Genomic DNA, 21,493 nt, shown 5'->3' with positions numbered 1-21,493 from the left:
ATGAGTTAGCGACGACTTTCTCCTGCTCTTTCCCGAGCGCCACATGTAAGGCGCCTCGATGGCCGCACGGAATCCGCTGAAAAAGTCTCACCCATCTGTTTTTTTTCGCTGTTACGGCTGTTACGCTGTTACACATTCGTCGAAAGCCTTTACCGGTGAAGGTTTGCGCGTAACAGCGAAAGCGTAACAGCGGCGTGCTGTAACAGCGGAGTTGATAGAACGGTGGAGCATCGTGCGTCGAGGTTACAGCGGTGCGCTGTTACACCGCCTCGCTGTTACGCTTTCGCTGTTACGCGCAAAGCCCCGCCCACTGGGGCTTTGCGCGTTTTTGTAACAGCGTAACAGCCGTAACAGCGATATTCAGCAGGATGGTGAAGAGTTTCCCGACCAGAGCGACGAAGTGAAGACGTACATGCGCGTCGGCCCCTTCCCGGGAAGTCGCTCAGCGCGCTGCGCCCACCCGTTTGCGGCAGGCCTGATCCAGCCAGAATCGATAAGAAGCTTGGCGGCGTTTTTTGCATCCAGATCATTGCAAATTTCGCGTTTAAATACCTCCGGAAAAACGAGATACTCAACAACACCGTCAACCGTTCTTTTAAATCCCGCTCGATTAATCGTCGGTCTTTCCGACATGTCGTTTAAGTCGGTAAAGCGAGACTCTTCATGCGCTTCGAAGAACGCTTTTACGTGAGCGCGAATCGCAGTATGTTCGTGATTCCCCGCGCCGCCGCGATTGCTCAACCACGCTTTAAAGCAATAAGCTGCGGCTGATTGCGCCTCGCCGTCTTGCCATCCAGTAATACCTCGATTCGTCGCGTATTCGCCCGCCAAACCAATGAGCGCGAGTCGCTCGCAAACACGGTGAGCTTGTCCGCTGGCATCAGCCGGTAGGTGCTCAGCGACGAATCTGGCTGTCTCCTGACGCAAGTACTGTTCGATTACCTCCGGCTCATTGGCAATAGCATTGAGCATCTCGATGGCGGCAACGCCGTAGCTACGCTTGCAACCTTCGTTGATCAGCGTCGAGAGCTGCGCGCCGCCGACTTGCCCGTGCAGCGTTTCGAACAAGCCGAAGCCCCGACCCGCATCCGCCGGAATTTCGACCAGGCGCACCTCCTGGCCCGCCTTGGCCTTCTTCCCACCTGCCTGCATGTGCTGTGAGAGGCCGATCTCGCCTGCCGACAGAAACAGCAGCCGCCACGATTGCCGCGCCCGCGCCGAGCCGGTTCGCCCCGCTCGTGCCTTGCCACTGCCGTTGGCCAGCATGTAGGCGATCTCGCCTGCCTCCCGAGGATCGACCTGCGCGAGTTCATCAAGCACGAGCAGCGTGTCGTTGTGAAGCGCGGCCAAACCCTCAAGCCCGTTCGAGGTTGCGCGCCACCGCTGCATGTACTCGGGTCCGCCGTAGACACTGCAAGCGGCTCGAAGCGCCGTCGTTTTACCTGTCGACGAGTCGCCAACGAAGTTCAGGCCGCCCGACTCCTGACCCGAATACGCGAGCATCATCCCGGCAAATGCCGTCGAGACCGCGACCAGCATGCGGGAGTTGCCCGAGCAATACGAAGCGACGTCGCGCTTCCAGTCGTCTAACGTTCCGGCCTGTGAATATGCACGCATAATTGCCTCCGATTGAAAGATGACACGTTCGGACGCGTTTCCGATGGTTTGGTCGGGGAAGACGAAAGCGCCGCTATGCCAGCCCGTGCGAGTGACGCACCGCCCCCGCGCTTTTGGTTTGGCGGTCGTCACGTACTCCGTGAGCTTGTTACGTGCTCGATTGCTTGGCGCGATGTCCAGTCCGAGCCGAGCGAGTTCGCCGCGCATGTCCGCGCCGTCCGAGCGCAACATCTCCATCGGCATGGCCCACACGTGAGGATGGTCATCGGCGTCCGTCCACTCCAGCAGTCGCCCCCAGTTCTCGGACGCGCGATCACGAACCAAGGCACGCACATGAAGCGGTGAGCACATCCAATGCGGCATGCCGTCATCGTCTGTATAGAAGACACCTTCCTTCGTTATTGAGAAGCCGCGTGGCACACAGCCCTTATCTGGTCGACCGTCACCGTCAGGCTTTGCAGCTTTCTTGATCTGCGAGGCGACAGCGGCCGTGCCAAACCGTGTGTGCATGTCGTTGAAGTCGGTTTCGTTATCTGCACGCGTATCTCCGAAGTCGGGCACAGCGACGGCGCCACCCACCGATCGCGCCGCCTCAACTGCCTTCTGTTGCCCATTTCCAAGATCGGCCAGCACGGTGATTTCAGCATCGGGATAGGCAGCACGCATTGTCTGCGTGACCTTCGTGAGATTGCCCGCCGAGAGCGCTGCCACAGCCGCCTCACCCGTACACAGGTGAGCCGACAGCGCCGTGGCGACACCTTCAGCAATGAGGATGCGCTCGGACTTCTCGGGCAGGGCGCACGCGAACCAACAGCCGCCCGCTTTCTCGCCGTTCGCCAGCGCTGACTTGCGGCCCGACTCGTCGATCATCTCGACTGTCGTGATCGCGCCGTTAATGGTCACTGGCGCAATCAGGATTCGCCCTTCGAGGTGCGCCCCGCCGCACTGTGGACGGTAGCCGATCAACTTCTGAAGCTTCGTATCGTCGATTTCGTAAAGGGTATCAACAGCACTGACACCCTTGCGCAACAGATACGGATGATCGTCGCGTGCCGGCTCGGCCTTCTCGATGATGGCAAGCGCAAGCGATGCTGCATGCTTGCGTTTCACCTCTCGTTGCTGCGCGTCCTGCGCAACACGGGCGTCGCGCTCAACACGACGACGCTCGACCTCCTTCGGATCGACAACCGTGCCGACTTTCGAGCGCGTGTTGTAGCCGTACCGCTTCGCGATCGCGAACAGCGTAGCGATCGTGATTCCGGCGTCGGGACGGATCGAGCGCCAAGTGTCGCGCGTGTCAGCGGCCGAGTAATTCGGGCTTGCCTTACTCCACATGTCGAAGGTCTCGAACGCTGCTTCTCCCTCTTCGTTTTTCAACGCAGCAGCAACTCGAAACCATACGTCTCGCTCACAGTCCGGCGGGATGTATGACAGTGCTTCGAGGATGCGCTGATGATGGTCAAAGACGGTGCTCATTGCTTGCCTCCCGCAATGACACCTGCCCGTGCAACCACGCGAGCGAAAGCAAGGTTGTCGCCGATCGCCGCCGTCGCTTGTCCTGCGAGAACGCGCATGCGCGGCGAGGGTTCACGCTTGGACATCATGGTTTCAAGCAGATCGCTGTTGCGAAATCCGTTCTCGGCGGCTGCGGCAAATACAACATCGAGCACGCGGCGTGCGTACTGGCGCACTTCTTCATCAACCTTCTTCTTCTGAAACACGAGGAAGCCGCACATCAGCACACATTGCGTCGGGCTTGCATACTCGCCCTCAGCGATGGGCATACCCAGTTCGTAGTTCTCGTTTATGCGACGATCCGCGCCGCTAGCGGAAGCTTGCTTTCGACAGCGCTCGTCCCAAATTTCTTGGGCGCTACGCAGAATGACCGTCCTCTTGCCCATATTCTGTCTGGTTTTCATACAACCTCCCGCGCGGCCAGCGTCAGCCCTTGAATGACCTGCGCAAGCAATTCCGGGCGAAGCATGATGCCCTGTCGAGTCGGCACAAAATCACCCGCCATATCGACGACCACCAGACGAACATCAACGTACTGACGGCCCTTGTACCAGCGATGCGAGATACGAACGCGTTGCGTCGCGTTCTTCTGAACCTCCATCACCATCTTGTCTTGATCGACCGTACTCATACGTCCTCCTTCGAACCGCTCTTATCGCTCGTGCTTTCACCCGCGTACTGAGGATCAGACAGCTTATTGGCGACATCGCGAGATTGATCGATCAGCATGTGCACGACTCCATAAATAGGGTGATCGTCGCTGATAGGGAGATGGCTGATAGCGATCAGCAGCATCTGCAAGGTGTCGTGGATCTGTTGCACCTTCGTCGGCATTTCACTGTGCTTAGCCATGACTAATCTCCTGTGAGGAGTACTCATCGTTAAAGCTACGACGAGAGCGCTCAACCTTGAGACGGTCAATGAACCGTTGTTGCAGATAGCCGTTTGAGTCGGCTGCTACTTCCGCAATGCGAGCGATCAGCTCGATCTCAGCCGCGATATGAAAGAGTAGTGACGGTTCATCTTTACCCTGCAAAGCTTCGACGCGAAGGTGCTTGTTCTCCGACCGACTATCCGCGCTCACCAACATACCGATGCCCGCGGTCAGCGTAGACAGCGATTCAGCCATGTCAGCGACGGTGCCTGTGAAGTCCGCGAGATATTGCAATTCACTGTCCGACGCATGGGCGGTGTTGAAGCGCTCGAAGAAGAAGTCAATCAAGCCTGCGGCCGTCGTGTGTCGACAAACGATCGCTTCTGTGGTCTTAGCCATGACGAACCTCCGTATCGAACTGCTTCAGCAAGTCTGCTGTCATGACTTGGCCGAGCTGAGCGAGCAAGAAAGCACGGCCAGACTCGTTATCGGATGCGCATTCTTCGATCACGGCAAGCAGAGCATCAAGCTGCTGGACTGCGATGAAGAGTTCACCAATGTCAGGTGCACGGTTGGCGCTAGGGACGAGATTAGTCATGGCGCGCCTCCGCACGGGCGATTTCAGCAAGGTGAAGAAGTGCTTCGGCGCAGCAGTCGAGCGCGTCGTTGGCACTGGGCGCGAGCGCTGCATCGCGCAGGGCGCGATTGATGATTTGGATTTGAAGCGGAGTTTTGATTTGCTCAGAACGAGCGGGGATAGCGAGTCGCATGGTGCGGCCTCCATATGCAGAGTTAGCGAACCCGGCCCCCGCTGCTAAACGGGGTGGCCAGGCACAAGGCAGGGTTAGCAGACCGGCGCATATGGAAACCGGCGAGCGCGAACGCTCCCCCACCAAGGCCCGGCCATTGAAGGCGAACACATGGCAGCGGACGAAAAAATACCGCCGAGAGGCGGTTGTCCGCCATATGCAAGTCGAGCTGCTAAACCCGAGCGAGAGATGTCTCCTCCCACGTTTCACAGGATAGACGACGGATTCCCGCCTCGTCAAGCCGTGTGCATTTTCGTACCCGACAGATAGCGACTGTGCTCGCGCTGACCTAATATCGCTTTCGGGGTTGTTCATTTGGCTGGCAAATGCGCCAGCCTTTTTTTTGCCTATCATCACAGACCTCCCAGAAGGGAGGTTTGGCTTGCAGTTGCGCCAAATTCAATGCGCCGCCGCTCCAGCAACGCGAAGTCTTCTGCGGTTGCCGTTCCGTTTAACAGCCGAGATCCGAACAGAGACGCGTCTGCTACCTGATCGCAGCTCATCTCGCGGGCATGCGCGACGCCGGCAAACGTGTTGAGTGCTTCGTAGACGGTGGAGAAGGGGAGGCGATGGCGAGCGACGATAGCGGCGGCCGTTGTGAGCAAGGGCTCACGGTCCGGTGTGTCGCTGCGCTGCGTGCCGCTCTTCGAAAGCAACGACAGTCCTCCGCGCAGAATGTGATCGATTTGCTCGTCACACCAAACTGCGAAATCGACATCCAGCCATTGGGCAAAGCGAACCGCAAGCTTCGGGTGCATCCAAGTCGCGTCTGGCCGACCGCGGCCGCCACGGACGACTTTTAGAAACGGGATTTTCCCGTTTCTATTCTCGAGGGCGCGGACATATCGCACCGTGTCCGACAAGCGCGTCCATTCATGCGGGCTTTTACCGTATTTCTTAGAAGCGGCAGTAGCGTTGAACCATGCATCACCGGTGAACGAGATCTGCACGCCGTCGTATTTGGCTTGGATCGACGTCTGGCTGCATTTAGCGATGCTCGTCTTCATACAGTCTCCGCCCGATAGTTGACCGGATCTGCGAACCATTGATGGATTTCCCGATTTGACCAGACAGCGCACCGTTTGGTCAGATATTGGCGTCGCGGGAAACGCCCGGAAAGCTCGCGTTGCCGAAGGCTTTCTCGGCTCATCGGCACAAAGTGTTTAATGTCATTCCAGCGCGATAGACCATCGAGCGGAAGCGAGATCGGGTGTGAGTCCCTTGCGCCTTTAGCGCGCGTCGGAGAGATCTTGTTTGCCACGTTCAAACCTTTCTGTAGTTGGGAAGGCGTGGCAATTCTTAGTTTTATTCGCTATCAAGTGTCCGGATGGCCGCGGCAATATCCGAATTCGGATGCGGATCTATTAGTGGAAAGGTTTTGCGGGGAGGTTCAGGATTCTTTGTGTCAGTTATGCTATCGCCCTCAAACCCTTGTGCACAAAGGGTTTGAGCGATTTTCTGTCTAATGGAATCCGGTAGGATATGCACTGTTTCGCACCGATACGCCCTAATACAGCGCATTCGCGTGCAATACATCGCACTCCGTCTCAGTGCGTATAGCGTTATGACGATCCACGCGATGCTGCTGGCGCGTTATACGGGCCCTGCTCGGCGAGTATTGCCCGACGGAGCGCTTTAGCCTCGTCCAGATATTTTTTTATCGTTTCATCATCTAAAGGGATTCCAAGCCGTTCGCAATCGGTCCGCATAGACTTCGCTTGCAAATTGCGAGTCGCATCAACCTTCATTCCGTAACCGCCGCACGCCAGCGCCAGGATTAACTTAAGCATGGTCGCGCGTTCTTTTGTTTGCGACGACGCAGGACGACTTACCGAATCAGGTTGCTCTGCGATCGGTTGGTCGCGCTCTTGGCGACGTTTTGCCTCTTGCAAGAGCGGCTCAGGCACCGCTATCCCCATGCGACGCGCTGCGTCAATGATGTATAGCGGGCGCTCCTTCGTCTTGTATTCGTTGCCTCCATATGAAGCCCAACTGAATCGCTCCAACATGCGATAGATTTTTCGAGCGTCGGGATAGATATGGTCAGCGTCGGGGGACGACAGTTTTGCGCCGCGATGCTTATCCGGATCCTTGTTATCCAGCAACATCGCCGCCTCACTGCGGTTCCATCGATCGAGAGCCATCCAATATCGGTAGTCGGGAGTGTCCATTGCACTTTCACGCGCCCCTTGCTGATTTGCCGCGCCGCACGGAGAGGGGAACCCCGTTTTACCTCACAGAGGCAGGCGCGGACCCTTTTTTAAGACGCTCGTTTGAAGCGGCCAATCAAAACACCTTGGCCTTCATCAATTTGAGCGTCCACGAAGTCGGCCCATAGCTGCAAAATCCGCTGCCGCTCTGTTCCGTATTCGGCACGGTTATAAACGCCTTTCATCCCTCTGATCGAGTGAGCAAGCGCCTTTTCGATCGCATCGGACGACTGACCCATCTCGTGCAGGTGCGTCGACGCGGTTCGGCGCAAGTCGTGCAGCACAAAGTGCTCGACCTCCAAGCCAAGCGCCTTGACGGCCTGATTGAGCGTGCTTTTCGCAATTGGTCGATCTGGACCGCGCACTGTGGGGAAGACGAAGGTGCGGCTCGTGCGCGTTTGCGACAATTCTGTGAGCATCACGACGGCCTGATGGGGCAGATATACCCAGTGCTCCCGATCCTTCTTCATTCGCGCGGCAGGGATTCTCCAGACGGCCTCGTTAAGATCGAATTCATCCCAAGTTGCTTCAATCAATTCCGATTTGCGCACCATCGTCAGCGTCAGCAGATGCAGAGCAAGCTTCAATGGACGGCGAATATCTGATGCATAAATGGCGCGCAGCATCGTGCCGATTTCATTTGGTGCCAGCACTCTCGTCCGGCTCTCAGTCGTTGCCACAAAGCGTGCGGGGATCATCGACGCGGGGTTGACGCTCGCGAGCTGGCGCGCGATCGCGTACTCGTAAAGCCGCTTCAATACATTTCGCGTGTGCAGCGCCATCTTCGGCGAGCCGCGCCCTTTGATTTTGTCGCAGATTGCGAGCACATCGGCCGCGCTTACGTCGCCGATACGCATGCTGCCGATGGCGGGATAGATGTCCTTTTCGAGCGTCCGTCGCGTCGTTCGTCGGTAGTCCGCCGACTTGCCGTCGATTTCTGCGGCGAGATAGAGTTCAGCGCAATCCTTCAGAGTGTCAATGCGCTTTTCCGCCCCACGATCCTGTCGAGCGGTGGAAACCGGCGATACGCCGGATGCGACGATCGCGGCGTAGTGCTGTGCCTTGATTCGCGCCGCCTTCAGCGAAATTTTGCCGTATTCACCGATGGTAACTAGTGGCTGCCGATTGCCATGGAGGGAATATCGGAAACGCCAGACTTTCCTTCCCGTCGGCATCACTTCAAGGATGAGGCCGTTCCCGTCGGCTAGGCAATAGCGGGTCGCGCGTGGCTTCAGCGCGCGAATCTGAGAATCGTTGAGAGGCCTGGTGGCGCGGGGCATAGAGGGGTTTTTTGGTACACAAAATCGCTGCTCGCGGCGCTGTGTACCATCCTGTGTACCACAAGCCGCGATTACTAGCGTTTTCAAGCTACGTCAAAGTATAGCAAATAATCCCTGAAAGGCTTGGCGGATAAGCCTTTGCTGGAAATAGCCGGGAAACGTTGTATGGCTGGTTACTTGCCGATGCAAAACCGGCTGAAAATCACGCCCAGTAGATCATCGGAAGTGAACTCACCCGTGATTGCATTGAGATTTTCTTGAGCGAGGCGCAGCTCTTCAGCGAATAAATCAAGCGCCTGTGAGTTCTGATCGGCGTGGGCGGCCGCCAGCGCCAGATGTTCGCGCGCCGCCCGCAACGCGATGAGATGCCGTTCGCGCGCCAAATACACGCTCTCCGCGCCTGCCTGCCATCCGGCAATCTTGAGCAGCATTTCTCGCAAGAGCGCGATGCCTTCGCCCGTCTTCGCCGAGAGATTGACTTGGCGCGCGTCGCCGTCCGCGTCGCGGCTTGCGGCTGGTGTGCCCGCCAGGTCCGTTTTGTTCAGCACGCGCACGACCGGCACGCCATCGGGGAAACGCGCGGCGATCGCGTCGTCTTCGCTCGTCATCCCGCTGCGGGCGTCGAGCAAATGCAACACGACGTCGGCGCGCTCGATCTCACCCCAAGTCCGCTCGATACCAATTCGCTCGACTTCGTCTTCCGTGTCGCGCAGCCCCGCCGTATCGATGATATGCAGCGGTATGCCTTCCACCTGAATGGTCTGAGCGACCTTGTCGCGCGTGGTGCCGGCAATCGGCGTGACGATAGCGAGCTCCGCGCCGGCCAGCGCGTTCAGCAGCGACGATTTGCCCACGTTCGGCTGCCCGGCCAGCACGACCGATAAGCCTTCCCGCAGCAAGGCGCCCTGCCGGGCATCGGCGAGGACGGTGTTCAAGCGCTCGCGAATGCGTGCGAGCTTGCCGCGCGCGTCCGCTGCTTCCAGGAAGTCGATCTCTTCCTCGGGGAAGTCCAGAGTCGCTTCAACCAGCATCCGCAAATTGATGACGTCTTCGACGAGCGCGTGGATTTCGCGCGAAAACGCGCCTTCGAGCGAGCGGCCCGCGGAGCGCGCGGCGGCTTCCGTGCTGGCCTCGATCAGATCGGCGACGGCTTCGGCCTGTGCGAGATCGAGCTTGTCGTTGAGAAACGCGCGTCGCGTGAATTCACCGGGCTCGGCAAGTCTCAGGCCGAACTCGCGTCCGACGTCGAGCGCGCGTTGCAGCACGAGTTGAAGCACGATTGGCCCGCCGTGACCCTGCAATTCAAGAACATATTCGCCGCTGTACGAGTGCGGCGCGGGAAAGTAGAGCGCGATGCCGCGATCGAGCGCCTCGCCGTTGCCGTCGAGAAACGGCACGTAGCTAGCGTGGCGCGCGTGCAACGATTGGCCGCACAGCGCGAACATCGCGAGGTGCGCGGCGCGCTCACCCGCGCGTCCGAACGACAGCCGCACGACGCCAATCCCGCCGCGTCCGGGCGCGGTGGCGATGGCGACAATCGGATCGGAGTCGTTGCTGAACATGTGAGGAAAGCAGGGATTTCGGGTGCGGGGATTGTATCGCGCTGAGACGCGTAGCTGCCGGACATCACGCCCGCTAGGAAAATTCTTGACGTATCTTATTTGAGATACGGACAAACGCATGCGACTCACGCCATTTTCTACAACAAATTCGCAGCTTAGGCAGCACTGACGACGGTCTGAGAGCCAAGCTTGATTGCCTTTTGGCAGTGATCGGTAACGCTTACACAAGATAAAACGACGAATATTTCCGCCACTTCTAACGCGATTGGTTGACGCATAGGCAACGGTTGCCTCGCACAATTGCACTATGCCTACACCACAAGAAAAAGCCGATTTCTCCGAGCGGCTTAAGTTCTCGATGACCCGCGCACCTGAGAAGCTGCGCGGCGCGACCGATCTCGCCAAAAAATTCAGTCTCCGTTATCACGGCGAAGCGGTTTCCCCTCAAACGGCGCACAAGTGGCTCACCGGGCGTTCGATTCCGACCATCGACAAGCTGGAAGTATTGGCCGAATGGTTCAAGGTGGAGTTGCACTGGCTGCACTATGGACCGTCGCCGGGCGGTATCGCTCAGGGGACGCCAAAGCCGCTCGTACGGGATGAGCAATACCCGGCGTCCGGGGAAACGCTCGAGCTTGTGTCGAAGATCGAGGCGTTGTCGCCGCATCATCGGTATCTGGTCGAGGAGCTTGTGCAGCAGTTTTATGGGGCGGCGAAGCGGTGAAGCTGACCTGAACCTACAAGATCGACAGCAAACAAAAACGCCCGGCATGCCGGGCGTTTTCAAATCCACTTCCACATCAAACCTAAAGAAACCTCAAGCCGCCTTCTTCTTCCGCTGTCCCATCATGCGCGTGATGTAATACTGCTGCGCGATCGACAGCACGTTATTCACGACGTAATACAGCACGAGACCAGCCGGGAAGAAGAAGAACATGACCGAAAACGCGATCGGCATGAACATCATCATCTTGGCTTGAACCGGGTCCGGCGGCGTCGGGTTCAGCTTGGTCTGCAGGAACATCGATACAGCCATCAACACCGGCAAGATGAAGTACGGGTCTTGTTGCGACAGATCGTGAATCCAGCCGATCCACGGTGCACCGCGCATTTCCACCGACGACAGCAGCACCCAGTACAGCGAGATAAACACCGGAATCTGCACCACGACCGGCAGACAGCCGCCGAATGGATTCACCTTCTCGGTCTTGTAAAGCTCCATCAGCGACGCGTTCATCTTCTGCGGATCGCTCTTGAAGCGCTCGCGAATCTGTTGCATGCGCGGCGTGATTTCCTTCATGCGTGCCATCGACTTATAGCTCGCCGCCGACAGCGGGAAGAACACAGCCTTGATGAGCAGCGTAAGCAGCACGATCGCCCAGCCCCAGTTGCCGACATAGCTGTGGATCTTTTCGAGCAGCCAGAAAAGCGGCTTGGCGATGATCGTCACCATGCCGTAATCCTTCACGAGCTCGAGCCCCGGCGCGATACCTTCCAGCATGCGCTCTTCTTCGGGACCGGCGAAAAGACGCGCATCGACGGTCGCGGTCTGTCCCGGCGCAATGGTCTGCACGGCCTGCTGCACACCCACGCGATACAAATCCGGATCGATCTTCTGCACGTAGATGTCACGCTTCGCGCCCTGCTGCGGAATCCACGCCGACGCGAAGTAATGCTGCACCATCGCAATCCAGCCGTTGTCGGCGGAAGGCGCGAACGTAGCCTTGTTCTTGTCGATATCGCTGAAGTCGATCTTCTGGAAGTGATGCTGGTCCGTGTAGACCGCCGGCCCGATGAACGTGTGCGAGAAGCGCGGCGTCTCCACCGGCGTGTTGTCGCGCACGAGTTCCATGTAGAGCTTCGGCGTGACCGGCGCGCTACCGACGTTCTCGATTTTCGTATCGACGTTGATCACGTAGCTGCCACGCGTGAATGTGTAGGTCTTTACGACCTTCACGCCACCCTTAACCGGCGATTCGAACGCGAGCGTCAGCGTTTTGGCGTCGCCCGACAAGGACGTCTGGCCCGGCACCGCCGTGAAGATGTCGTTGTGGTTCGGGAAGTCGCCGCCGAGCAGGCCCGTGCGCGCGAGATACGTGCGGGTCGGCGTGTGATCGAAGAGGGTGATGTAGAGGTCGGGCTGCTTGCCGTCGCCTTCCTTCACGAGCGAGAGCTTCGAAAGCGTGCCGCCGCGCGTGTCGATCTCACCGGAATACACGTCCGTCGTGAACTTGACGAGTTGCGCGGCCGCCGTGGCGGGCGGCGTCGTCGAACCCGGCGCGGCGGTACCGGCCGGCGAGTTGGGCAATTCGGAAGGCTGCGCGCCCGATGCGGCCGTGCCCGGTGCGGGGTTGCTGGCGGTCTTGGCCGGCTGCGTCGCGCTCGGGAAGAACATCGACGGGCGCCCATGGTCGCGCTGCCAGTTGTCGAACAGCATGACAACTGACACGAAGAAGATGACCCATAGGACGGTGCGTTTGATATCCATGCGTTGTCTCAGTGTCGATCGGTAAGCGCATCAGCGCCGTTTAGTGGTGAATGCTTTTCTTGAGCGAATTCCGCGGCCGGCTCGCAAACCCGCGTGGAATCTGATCGCGAATCGGAAGGCTGCGGCACGAGATCGACGCCGCCCGCCGAGAACGGATGGCAGCGGCAAAGCCTTTTGGCGGCGAGATACGTGCCATGCGCGGCGCCATGATACTGGATTGCCTCGCGCGCGTAGTCGGAACAGGAGGGATAAAAACGGCACCGGCTGCCGAGCAGCGGGCTCACAGCAACCTTGTAGAAGCGCAACAACGCGATTAGTGCCGTTTGCATAAGCTTCGCGCCGCGCGCCCCGTTCGCCGTGTCCGGCGATTCGAGACGCAGACCGCGCTTCATGACCCGGAAGGGCCGGAGGTGTCGTCTACGGCGGGCACGCCAGGCGGCGCCGCCACGGTTTCAGCCGCACGGCGCGCGACTTCGCGCACGGCACGGTCCAGCAATGCTTCAAGTTCGCCTCGCACGAGCGCGCCGAGCGGCGGCGAACTGGCGCTCGGCATGGCCTTGCGGTCGATCTTCGCGTGCAAGCGCACGAGGATATCGAAACCGCTCAACGCTTCGCGACGCAACCGAAACGCGTCACGCGCGTGCCGCTTGATCAAGTTGCGCGTGACTGCACGCGGCGCCTGCTTCTTGCCGATCACGAGGCCGAGACGCGCCTCCTGCCCAGTCGGTTTCCCGTACAGCACGAAATGCGGCGAACGTCGCCATGGGCGCAAACGAAAAACGGATGAGAACTCATCCGTTTTCAGTAGCCTTGCGGCCTTGGGGAACGCGGCCTGCGCCGGCAACTGAACGATGTCCTGTTTCAAGACTTCTGTGCGGCGCTAAAGCAGCCTGCCGGTTCGTGATGCGCGCCCGGCTTCAGGACAGATACGGCCTGTACCACGCGTGCGCGACCAGCCACCGGAAAGCCTTAGATTGCCAGGCGCTTGCGACCCTTCGCACGGCGAGCGTTGATGACCTTGCGGCCGCCAGCGGTCTTCATGCGAACGCGGAAGCCATGGGTGCGCTTGCGGCGCGTCACGGAAGGTTGGTAAGTACGTTTCATGATGCTCTCACTTGAGTATTGATCGACCGCGCGGGCTTTGGCGCCACCGTGTTCCGACTGTGGATAACCGCAGGCACGAGAGGCACAACGGGCGCAACGACCGGAGGTTCAGGAATTCTGTTTTCGCGGAACCCGCTATTTAAACCGTTTTCCTATTGACCGTCAATAGGTTAGCGTAATAGTGAAGCTCGCCATGCTCGCATCATGTTCATTTCCAGCCTGTCGGACGCGCTGATTTGACCCTGTGGATAACTCGCGCGCCGGTCCCGTTTGGCGTTAGAATCTCGCCTTACTCCCAAATATCCGCCTACTGCTTCGGCCCGCCGTTCGCCCGCAAACCCTTGCGGCGTAAGCCTCCGGAGCATGCCTGCATGGCTGTGCCGGGACTTGCCGAGGCGCTTGCGCATCCGGCAAGCACGGCCGTCAGGAGCGCGGAGCCAACCATAAAACGACCGCATTCGATGAACGATTTCTGGGAACACTGTTCGGCATTGCTGGAGCGTGAACTCACGCCGCAGCAGTACGTCACGTGGATCAAGCCGCTGGCCCCGGTCGACTTCGATGCCGACGCGAGCACCTTGCGCATAGCCGCTCCCAATCGCTTCAAGCTCGACTGGGTGAAGAGCCAGTTCTCGGGACGCATTGCCGATATGGCGCGCGAATACTTTAGCGCGACGATCGACGTCCAGTTCGTACTCGACCCGAAAGCGACCGCTCGCAGCGCTATCGGTCAGGCGCCGAACGCCGCGCCGCGGCCGGCGGCTGGCGCGGGTGTCGCCGACGGCGCGCCGCGTCCGCCCGCGCCGGCCGCCGCACCGCAAGCGCCTTCGGTCGTCGCGCACGCGAACGCTGCCGCGCACGTGAACGCGCTGGCGGCGGAAGCCGCCCAGCAAGCTCAGGCCATGCAGGACGAACAAGCCGATTTCGACTTGCCGAGCCTCGACGCCAACGAAGCCGCCGCTGGCCGGCGCACGTGGCGTCCGGGCGGCAACCCATCGGCCGGCGGTGAAACCGATTCCGCTTACGAACGTTCGAAGCTCAACCCCGTGCTGACCTTCGACAATTTCGTCACCGGTAAGGCGAATCAGCTCGCGCGCGCGGCCGCCATTCAGGTCGCCGACAATCCCGGCATCTCGTACAACCCGCTTTTTCTTTACGGAGGCGTGGGCCTGGGCAAGACGCATCTAATCCACGCTATCGGCAATCAGTTGCTGATGGACAAGGCGGGCGCGCGCATCCGCTACATTCACGCGGAGCAGTACGTTTCCGACGTGGTGAAGGCGTATCAGCGCAAGGCGTTCGACGACTTCAAGCGTTACTACCATTCGCTCGATCTTTTGTTGATCGACGATATTCAGTTCTTCTCGGGCAAGTCGCGTACGCAGGAAGAGTTCTTCTACGCGTTCGAGGCGCTGGTCGCGAACAAGGCGCAAGTCATCATCACGAGCGACACGTATCCGAAGGAAATCTCCGGTATCGACGACCGTCTGATCTCGCGCTTCGATTCCGGTTTGACGGTCGCCATCGAGCCGCCCGAGCTGGAAATGCGCGTCGCCATTCTGATGAGAAAGGCGCAGTCCGAAGGCGTGAGTCTGTCCGAAGACGTCGCGTTCTTCGTCGCGAAGCATCTGCGCTCGAACGTGCGTGAACTCGAAGGCGCGCTGCGCAAGATCCTCGCTTATTCGAAGTTCCATGGCCGCGACATCACCATCGAGCTGACCAAGGAAGCGCTCAAGGATTTGTTGACGGTGCAGAACCGCCAGATCTCGGTGGAGAACATTCAGAAGACCGTCGCGGATTTCTACAGCATCAAGGTCGCCGACATGTATTCGAAGAAGCGGCCGGCCAATATCGCGCGCCCGCGCCAGATCGCGATGTATCTGGCGAAGGAACTGACGCAGAAGAGCCTGCCCGAGATCGGCGAGCTTTTTGGCGGTCGCGATCACACCACCGTGCTGCACGCCGTGCGCAAGATCGCGGCCGAACGCGGCACGGATGCGCAGCTCAATCACGAACTTCACGTGCTCGAACAAACGCTGAAGGGTTGAGCCGGCGCGAACGCGTCGATTATTGCGCCACCGGACCTGTTTATTGGTAAAAACGCCCCCAATTTTCGGGGGCGGTTCCGTTTTAAGGCACAATATAGGTTTAGCTGTCCGTGGCCTGGGCGGCTGGCGTCAAGCATTCGCGAGTGACCGGCGGGGGGCCGGCAACGCGTGTTACGAGGTTGTCCGGCGAGCGCGGCGAACCAACCGCTGGTGACAAAACCAGCGGTGGCAAAACCGGCGGACAGGCCGTCACATCAACGAAGGAACTCTATGCAACTGGTCAAGACCGAACGAGACAATCTTCTAAGGCCGCTGCAAACCGTGAGCGGTATCGTAGAACGCCGCCATACCTTGCCGATCCTCGCCAATCTGCTGATCACCAAGAACGGCGCCGATGTGTCGTTCCTCTCGACGGATCTCGAACTCCAGATCACCACCCGCGCCGATTTCGGCGTCGGCAGCGACCAGATCGCCACCACGGTCGCCGCGCGCAAGTTGCTCGACATTTTGCGCGCCATGCCGCCGGGTGAGGTTGCGCTCGACTTGTCCGACAAGCGCCTGACCGTGCGCTCCGGCAAGAGCCGCTTCGCGCTGCAGACGCTCGCCGCGGACGAGTTTCCTACCGTCAACCAGGCTACAGACTTCGGCGCGAGCCTTTCGGTTCCGCAGAAAACGTTTCGCCAGTTGCTCGGCATGGTGTATTTCGCCATGGCCCAGCAAGACATTCGCTACTACCTGAACGGCATGTTGCTCGTGGTGGATGGCGACCAGTTGATGGCCGTCGCAACGGACGGTCACCGTCTCGCGTTCTCGTCCATGAAGATCGACGGCGGCACGTTCCCGCGTCAGGAAGTCATCATCCCGCGCAAGACCATCCTCGAATTGCAGCGTCTGCTCGAAGACATCGACGACACGCTCAAGATCGACATCGCCGCGACGCAGGTTAAGTTCAGTTTTGGCCAAGTCGAACTCGTGTCGAAGCTCGTCGAAGGCAAGTTCCCCGACTTCCAGCGCGTGATTCCCAAGGCGCACAAGAACACGTTCGAAATCGGTCGCGAAGAACTGCAGCGCTCCCTGCAGCGCGCGGCCATTCTCACGTCGGACAAGTTCAAGGGCGTGCGGTGTCTGGTCGAGCCGGGTCAGCTCAAGATCATGTCGACCAATGCCGACCAGGAAGAAGCGCAGGAAGAACTGGAAATCGCGTATCAGGGCGATACCGTCGACATCGGTTTCAACGTCACGTATCTGCTCGACGTGCTTGCGAATCTGAAGGTCGACACGCTGCAAGTGAGCCTTGGCGACGCCAACTCCAGCGCGCTCATCACAATTCCGGAAAACGAGGAATTCAAGTATGTCGTGATGCCGATGCGCATCTGACGCGTTCAGGTACCACGAACACACCAAGGGGCGGCTCGCCCCTTTGGCGTTTTTAAGGTGTTTTGAAAAGTTTCGAGCAGTAACCGAAGCAGCGACGCAGAACCGGAAAATTCCATGACTGAAAACACAAATTCGCAACCCGACAACAGCTACGGCGCATCGTCCATTCAGATCCTCGAAGGTCTGGAGGCCGTGCGCAAGCGCCCGGGAATGTATATCGGCGATACGTCGGATGGCACCGGTTTGCATCACCTCGTTTTCGAAGTGCTGGACAACTCCATCGACGAAGCGCTGGCCGGCTATTGCGACGACATCCACGTGACCATTCACGCGGACAACTCCATTTCGGTGACGGACAACGGCCGTGGCGTGCCTACCGGCCTGAAACGCGACGACAAGCACGACCCGAAGCGCAGCGCCGCCGAGATCGTGATGACCGAACTCCACGCAGGCGGCAAGTTCGACCAGAACAGCTACAAGGTGTCGGGTGGCTTGCACGGTGTGGGCGTGTCGTGCGTGAACGCGCTGTCCGAATGGCTGCGCCTCACCGTGCGCCGCGACGGCAAGAAACACTTCATGGAGTTCGCGCGCGGCGTGGTGCAGAACCGCGAGCTTATCGAAGAGAACGGCGTGCAGTATTCGCCCATGCCAGTAGTCGGCGACACCGAAAATCGCGGCACCGAAGTGCACTTTTTGGCGGACGCGACCATCTTCGGCAATGTCGAATTCCATTACGACATTCTCGCCAAGCGCATGCGCGAGCTTTCGTTCCTGAACAACGGTGTGCGCATTCGGCTGACCGACTTGCGCACCGGCAAGGAAGACGACTTCGCTTTTGCGGGCGGCGTGAAGGGCTTTGTCGAATACATCAACAAGCAGAAGCAGGTGCTGCATCCGAACGTGTTCCATGCAACGGGCGAGCGTGAAAACGTCACCGTCGAAGTGGCCATGCAGTGGAACGACAGCTACAACGAAAGCGTGCTCTGCTTCACCAACAACATTCCGCAGCGCGACGGCGGCACTCACCTGACGGGCTTACGCGCTGCGATGACGCGCGTGATGAACAAGTACATCGCCGACCACGACATCGCGAAGAAAGCGAAGGTCGAGACGAGCGGCGACGACATGCGCGAAGGCTTGTCGTGCGTGCTGTCGGTGAAAGTGCCTGAGCCGAAGTTCAGTTCGCAGACGAAGGACAAGCTGGTGTCGTCGGAAGTGCGCGCGCCGGTCGAGGAAATCGTCGCGAAGGCGCTGGAAGATTATCTGCAAGAGACGCCGATCGACGCGAAGATCATCACGGGCAAGATCGTCGATGCCGCGCGTGCACGCGATGCCGCTCGCAAGGCGCGCGAAATGACGCGGCGAAAGGGCGTGCTCGACGGCGTCGGCTTGCCTGGCAAGCTCGCGGATTGCCAGGAGAAGGACCCGGCGAAGTCGGAAATTTATATCGTCGAGGGAGATTCGGCGGGCGGCTCGGCCAAGCAAGGGCGCGACCGGAAGTTCCAGGCAATCCTGCCGTTGCGCGGCAAGGTGCTGAATGTTGAGAAGGCGCGCTTCGACAAGCTGATTTCATCCGAGCAGATCGTGACGCTCGTGACGGCGCTGGGTTGCGGCATCGGCAAGGATGATTACAACCTGGACAAGCTGCGCTATCACCGCATCATCATCATGACCGATGCGGACGTGGACGGCGCCCACATCCGCACGCTTTTGCTGACGTTCTTCTATCGGCAGATGCCGGAGATCGTGGAGCGCGGGTACATCTATATCGCGCAGCCGCCGCTTTACAAGATCAAGGCGGGTAAGGACGAGCGGTATATGAAGGACGCGCACGAGCTCAACCAGCATATGCTGAAGCTCGCGCTGCAGGGTTCTGAACTGGTGCCGAGCGAAGGCGCGGACCCGATTTCGGGCGATGCCTTGGGCGAACTCGCGCGTGCGTATTTGCTGGCCCAGGCGGTGATCGATCGCATCAGCCGTATTTACGATGCCGCCTCGCTCGAAGCGGTGATGGATGGCACGGTCATCGATTTGTCGACGCAGGAAGCGGCGGAGGCATCGGCGAAGGCGCTCGAAACGAAGTTGCGTTCGGACCCGTTGAAGCCGGAGGTGACGGTCGAGGCGGCATACGATCAGGTTCGCGAGCTGCGTTCGTTGCATATCAAGCGGCGTCACCATGGCAACGTGAAGGTTTCGGTGTTCGATGAAGATCTTCAATTGACCGCCGACTACAAGCAACTCGTTTCCACTGCCGATACCTTCAAGGGCTTGATTGGCCAAGGCGCGTTGATCAAGCGCGGCGAGCGCTCGATGGCCGTGCTGGACTTCAAGAGCGCGATGAAGTGGCTGATCGCGGATGCGGAACGCAACGTCAGCAAGCAGCGTTACAAGGGCTTGGGCGAGATGAATCCCGGACAGCTTTGGGAAACGACGATGGACCCAGCCGTGCGGCGTTTGCTGCGCGTGCAGATCGAGGACGCAATTGCGGCCGACGGCATTTTCACGACGCTCATGGGCGACGATGTGGAGCCGAGACGCGCGTTTATCGAGAGTAACGCGTTGCGGGCGGGGAATATTGATGTTTGAGGGGTAGGTAGCGCGACGCTATCTCACCGAAACCGTAAGTACCACGCGCGAGGTTTCAACGCGCTGGCACTTACGGTTTTTTTATTGAACGCCAACGCCATACCCCCGCCCAAAACACACGGACCTGGTTCCGCCGCGCCACCCGCAGACCCGCGTACACTTTCGGTTTGAACCGAAAATCACTTCGCCGCATTCCATCGCGGCTACGTGCATCACGCAACAACGAGAAATCCGACATGTTCACCTGCCGAAACCAGTCCTGCGACGCAACGTGGGACGTCTCAGACGTCGTCATCAAGAATGAAGGTCAGGGACTGCTGTTCCGCTGCCCGATGTGCGCCGCGCGCAATTACGTGACGCGCCACGACGCACCCGATGGCGTCATCACCTACGAGCAGGTCACCGAAACCCCGCCGCGAGGCGCGCAATAACCATGGCGACCGATACCTCATTCAGCAGCCTGCCGCTCAACGAATCGATGCAGACGAATCTGCAGCAGCTCGGCTACACATCGATGACGCCGATCCAGGCCGCGAGCCTGCCGCTCGCACTCGCCGGTCACGATCTCATCGCGCAGGCGAAAACGGGCAGCGGCAAGACCGCCGCCTTCACGTTGCCACTGCTCGCCAAACTCGATGCGCGTCAGTTCGCCGTGCAAGCGCTCGTGCTTTGCCCGACGCGCGAACTCGCCGATCAGGTCACGCAGGAAATCCGCCGCTTGGCTCGCGCAGAAGACAACGTGAAGGTGCTCACGCTATGCGGCGGCACGCCCATGCGTCCGCAGATCGCAAGTCTCGAACACGGCGCGCATATCGTCGTGGGCACGCCGGGACGCATCATGGATCACCTTCAGCGCGAAACGCTTTCGCTGGATGGCATACGCACGCTCGTGCTCGACGAGGCCGACCGCATGCTCGACATGGGCTTTTTCGACGATATCGCTTCAGTCGCGCGTCTGTGTCCGAATGACCGTCAGACCTTGCTGTTTTCGGCGACGTATCCCGAGGGCATCGCGAAATTGAGTCAGCAGTTCCTGCGCAATCCGCGCGAGATCAAGCTCACCGAACAGCACAGCAACGCAAAGATCAAACAACGCTTCTATCAGGTCGAGGATCACGAGCGTCTGCATGCAGTGGGTTTGCTGCTGGACCACTATCGTCCCGTCAGCACGCTTGCGTTCTGCAACACGAAGCAGCAATGCCGCGACTTGCTCGACGTACTGCGCGCGCAAGGCTTCGAGGCGCTCACGCTGCATGGCGAACTCGAACAGCGCGAACGCGATCAGGTGCTCGTGCAATTCGCCAATCGCAGTTGCTCGGTGCTGGTCGCGACCGATGTCGCCGCGCGCGGGCTGGACATCACGCAACTCGAAGCGGTCATCAATGTCGATGTGACGCCGGACCCTGAGGTACACGTGCATCGCATCGGGCGCACGGGGCGTGCGGGCGAGGAAGGTTGGGCGCTGTCGCTTGCGAGCATGGACGAGATGGGACGCGTCGGCGCGATCGAAGTGGCGCAGCGCAAGGAAGTGGAATGGTATCCGCTAGCGGAGCTGACATCGGCGGAACCTGGGCATCTGAAGCCGCCCATGGCGACGCTCCAAATCCTCGGCGGCCGCAAGGACAAGATCCGTCCCGGCGATGTGCTCGGCGCGCTGACCGGCGAAGCGGGCTTCAAGGGCGAGGAGATCGGCAAGATCAACGTGATGGACATGGTCACGTACGTGGCCGTTCAACGCGGTATCGCCGATGATGCCGAGCGCAAGCTGGCAGCGGGGAAGTTGAAGGGGCGGAAGGTCAAGGTGCGGCGGATGTGAGTCCGGTGAGTCGCCAACGAGCTAGTCAAGGAACTGTAGCGTGAAGGGTTGTCCTCCGAGCGAGCCCGCCCGATGCGCCCCGCAGCGCCGCACCGCGGATTCACGGAAGCGAGCCGCGCGTGCGAAAGCTTTGCAGATTCAGCGTATCCCGGCCTTCACGCGGGTTTCCAAGCAACTGCAAACGTGCAGTGCAACGGCGCCGAGCTC

General features: G+C 59.6%; 22 protein-coding genes and 1 pseudogene. 6 read left to right on the top strand and 17 right to left on the bottom strand.

Annotated elements, in window-relative coordinates; translation table 11 throughout:
- Nucleotides 1-360: 360 nt before the first annotated feature.
- The 13 genes and pseudogenes from P9292_RS25825 to mnmE form a co-directional block, all read right to left on the bottom strand.
- Nucleotides 361-2,646 (bottom strand): DUF927 domain-containing protein, encoded by a 2,286-nt coding sequence (locus P9292_RS25825; protein WP_309961918.1) that lies wholly within the window; start codon nucleotides 2,644-2,646, stop codon nucleotides 361-363.
- 210 nt (nucleotides 2,647-2,856) lie between these two features.
- A pseudogene (locus tag P9292_RS43270) lies at nucleotides 2,857-3,093 on the bottom strand (PriCT-2 domain-containing protein); the annotation flags it as partial.
- On the bottom strand, nucleotides 3,090-3,401 hold the full coding sequence (locus tag P9292_RS25820) for a hypothetical protein (protein WP_309841008.1): 312 nt from the start codon (nucleotides 3,399-3,401) through the stop codon (nucleotides 3,090-3,092). The gene P9292_RS25820 and the pseudogene P9292_RS43270, both read right to left, overlap by 4 nt.
- A gap of 131 nt (nucleotides 3,402-3,532) precedes the next feature.
- Entirely contained in the window at nucleotides 3,533-3,763 is a 231-nt protein-coding gene (locus tag P9292_RS25815; protein WP_309841010.1) for a transcriptional coactivator p15/PC4 family protein, read from the bottom strand.
- Nucleotides 3,760-3,984 (bottom strand): hypothetical protein, encoded by a 225-nt coding sequence (locus P9292_RS25810; protein ID WP_309841012.1) that lies wholly within the window; start codon nucleotides 3,982-3,984, stop codon nucleotides 3,760-3,762. The genes P9292_RS25815 and P9292_RS25810 overlap by 4 nt, the downstream gene beginning before the upstream one ends.
- Nucleotides 3,977-4,405, bottom strand: a complete 429-nt coding sequence (locus tag P9292_RS25805) for a hypothetical protein (protein WP_309841013.1) — start codon at nucleotides 4,403-4,405, stop codon at nucleotides 3,977-3,979. The genes P9292_RS25810 and P9292_RS25805 overlap by 8 nt, the downstream gene beginning before the upstream one ends.
- Complete coding sequence (locus tag P9292_RS25800) at nucleotides 4,398-4,604, bottom strand: hypothetical protein (RefSeq protein ID WP_309841014.1); 207 nt, start codon at nucleotides 4,602-4,604, stop codon at nucleotides 4,398-4,400. The genes P9292_RS25805 and P9292_RS25800 overlap by 8 nt, the downstream gene beginning before the upstream one ends.
- The gene (locus tag P9292_RS25795) at nucleotides 4,597-4,776 is read right to left on the bottom strand and encodes a hypothetical protein (RefSeq protein WP_309841016.1); all 180 of its coding nucleotides are present in this window, start codon (nucleotides 4,774-4,776) and stop codon (nucleotides 4,597-4,599) included. Before P9292_RS25795 ends, P9292_RS25800 begins: the two co-directional genes overlap by 8 nt.
- A 392-nt stretch (nucleotides 4,777-5,168) precedes the next feature.
- Nucleotides 5,169-5,822, bottom strand: coding sequence for a KilA-N domain-containing protein (locus P9292_RS25790; RefSeq protein WP_309961915.1), 654 nt, complete (start codon nucleotides 5,820-5,822; stop codon nucleotides 5,169-5,171).
- The gene (locus P9292_RS25785) at nucleotides 5,819-6,076 is read right to left on the bottom strand and encodes an AlpA family phage regulatory protein (protein ID WP_309841020.1); all 258 of its coding nucleotides are present in this window, start codon (nucleotides 6,074-6,076) and stop codon (nucleotides 5,819-5,821) included. The genes P9292_RS25790 and P9292_RS25785 overlap by 4 nt, the downstream gene beginning before the upstream one ends.
- 301 nt (nucleotides 6,077-6,377) lie before the next feature.
- Nucleotides 6,378-6,986 (bottom strand): hypothetical protein, encoded by a 609-nt coding sequence (locus P9292_RS25780; protein ID WP_309841023.1) that lies wholly within the window; start codon nucleotides 6,984-6,986, stop codon nucleotides 6,378-6,380.
- A gap of 89 nt (nucleotides 6,987-7,075) precedes the next feature.
- A complete protein-coding gene (locus P9292_RS25775; protein ID WP_309841024.1) occupies nucleotides 7,076-8,305 on the bottom strand; it encodes a tyrosine-type recombinase/integrase in 1,230 nt (409 codons plus the stop codon).
- A 173-nt stretch (nucleotides 8,306-8,478) separates the two neighbouring features.
- Nucleotides 8,479-9,867 carry a tRNA uridine-5-carboxymethylaminomethyl(34) synthesis GTPase MnmE gene (gene mnmE / locus P9292_RS25770; protein ID WP_309964180.1) on the bottom strand — a complete coding sequence of 463 codons (1,389 nt, stop codon included), beginning with the start codon at nucleotides 9,865-9,867 and terminating at the stop codon, nucleotides 8,479-8,481.
- A 307-nt stretch (nucleotides 9,868-10,174) separates the two neighbouring features.
- Here mnmE and P9292_RS25765 point away from each other — a divergent pair, with 307 nt between their 5' ends.
- Nucleotides 10,175-10,591: a helix-turn-helix transcriptional regulator gene (locus tag P9292_RS25765; protein ID WP_244826705.1), complete on the top strand. Its 417-nt coding sequence runs from the start codon at nucleotides 10,175-10,177 to the stop codon at nucleotides 10,589-10,591.
- Nucleotides 10,592-10,684: 93 nt separating this feature from the next.
- On the opposite strand, the gene yidC is transcribed toward P9292_RS25765, so the two are convergent.
- From yidC to rpmH, 4 genes are all read right to left on the bottom strand, one after another.
- Nucleotides 10,685-12,355 carry a membrane protein insertase YidC gene (gene yidC / locus P9292_RS25760; RefSeq protein WP_309961913.1) on the bottom strand — a complete coding sequence of 557 codons (1,671 nt, stop codon included), beginning with the start codon at nucleotides 12,353-12,355 and terminating at the stop codon, nucleotides 10,685-10,687.
- Between the two features lie 8 nt (nucleotides 12,356-12,363).
- Entirely contained in the window at nucleotides 12,364-12,684 is a 321-nt protein-coding gene (gene yidD, locus P9292_RS25755; RefSeq protein ID WP_309961911.1) for a membrane protein insertion efficiency factor YidD, read from the bottom strand.
- Between the two features lie 59 nt (nucleotides 12,685-12,743).
- Entirely contained in the window at nucleotides 12,744-13,220 is a 477-nt protein-coding gene (gene rnpA / locus P9292_RS25750) for a ribonuclease P protein component (protein WP_244826709.1), read from the bottom strand.
- Nucleotides 13,221-13,324: 104 nt separating this feature from the next.
- On the bottom strand, nucleotides 13,325-13,459 hold the full coding sequence (gene rpmH, locus P9292_RS25745; protein ID WP_004198824.1) for a 50S ribosomal protein L34: 135 nt from the start codon (nucleotides 13,457-13,459) through the stop codon (nucleotides 13,325-13,327).
- 461 nt (nucleotides 13,460-13,920) lie between these two features.
- Here rpmH and dnaA point away from each other — a divergent pair, with 461 nt between their 5' ends.
- The 5 genes from dnaA (at nucleotide 13,921) to dbpA (ending at nucleotide 21,286) form a co-directional block, all read left to right on the top strand.
- On the top strand, nucleotides 13,921-15,507 hold the full coding sequence (dnaA, locus tag P9292_RS25740; protein ID WP_250509716.1) for a chromosomal replication initiator protein DnaA: 1,587 nt from the start codon (nucleotides 13,921-13,923) through the stop codon (nucleotides 15,505-15,507).
- A 270-nt stretch (nucleotides 15,508-15,777) separates the two neighbouring features.
- Nucleotides 15,778-16,884 carry a DNA polymerase III subunit beta gene (gene dnaN / locus P9292_RS25735; protein WP_244826711.1) on the top strand — a complete coding sequence of 369 codons (1,107 nt, stop codon included), beginning with the start codon at nucleotides 15,778-15,780 and terminating at the stop codon, nucleotides 16,882-16,884.
- A 114-nt stretch (nucleotides 16,885-16,998) separates the two neighbouring features.
- Nucleotides 16,999-19,470, top strand: a complete 2,472-nt coding sequence (gene gyrB / locus P9292_RS25730; RefSeq protein WP_244826712.1) for a DNA topoisomerase (ATP-hydrolyzing) subunit B — start codon at nucleotides 16,999-17,001, stop codon at nucleotides 19,468-19,470.
- A gap of 236 nt (nucleotides 19,471-19,706) precedes the next feature.
- On the top strand, nucleotides 19,707-19,901 hold the full coding sequence (locus P9292_RS25725) for a hypothetical protein (RefSeq protein ID WP_309961908.1): 195 nt from the start codon (nucleotides 19,707-19,709) through the stop codon (nucleotides 19,899-19,901).
- Nucleotides 19,898-21,286: an ATP-dependent RNA helicase DbpA gene (gene dbpA, locus P9292_RS25720; protein WP_309964178.1), complete on the top strand. Its 1,389-nt coding sequence runs from the start codon at nucleotides 19,898-19,900 to the stop codon at nucleotides 21,284-21,286. Before P9292_RS25725 ends, dbpA begins: the two co-directional genes overlap by 4 nt.
- Nucleotides 21,287-21,493 lie beyond the last annotated feature (207 nt).

The sequence above is a fragment of the Caballeronia sp. LZ001 genome, assembly GCF_031450875.1.
Taxonomy (GTDB): Bacteria; Pseudomonadota; Gammaproteobacteria; order Burkholderiales; family Burkholderiaceae; genus Caballeronia.
This window is presented reverse-complemented; position numbering and strand designations above follow the sequence as displayed.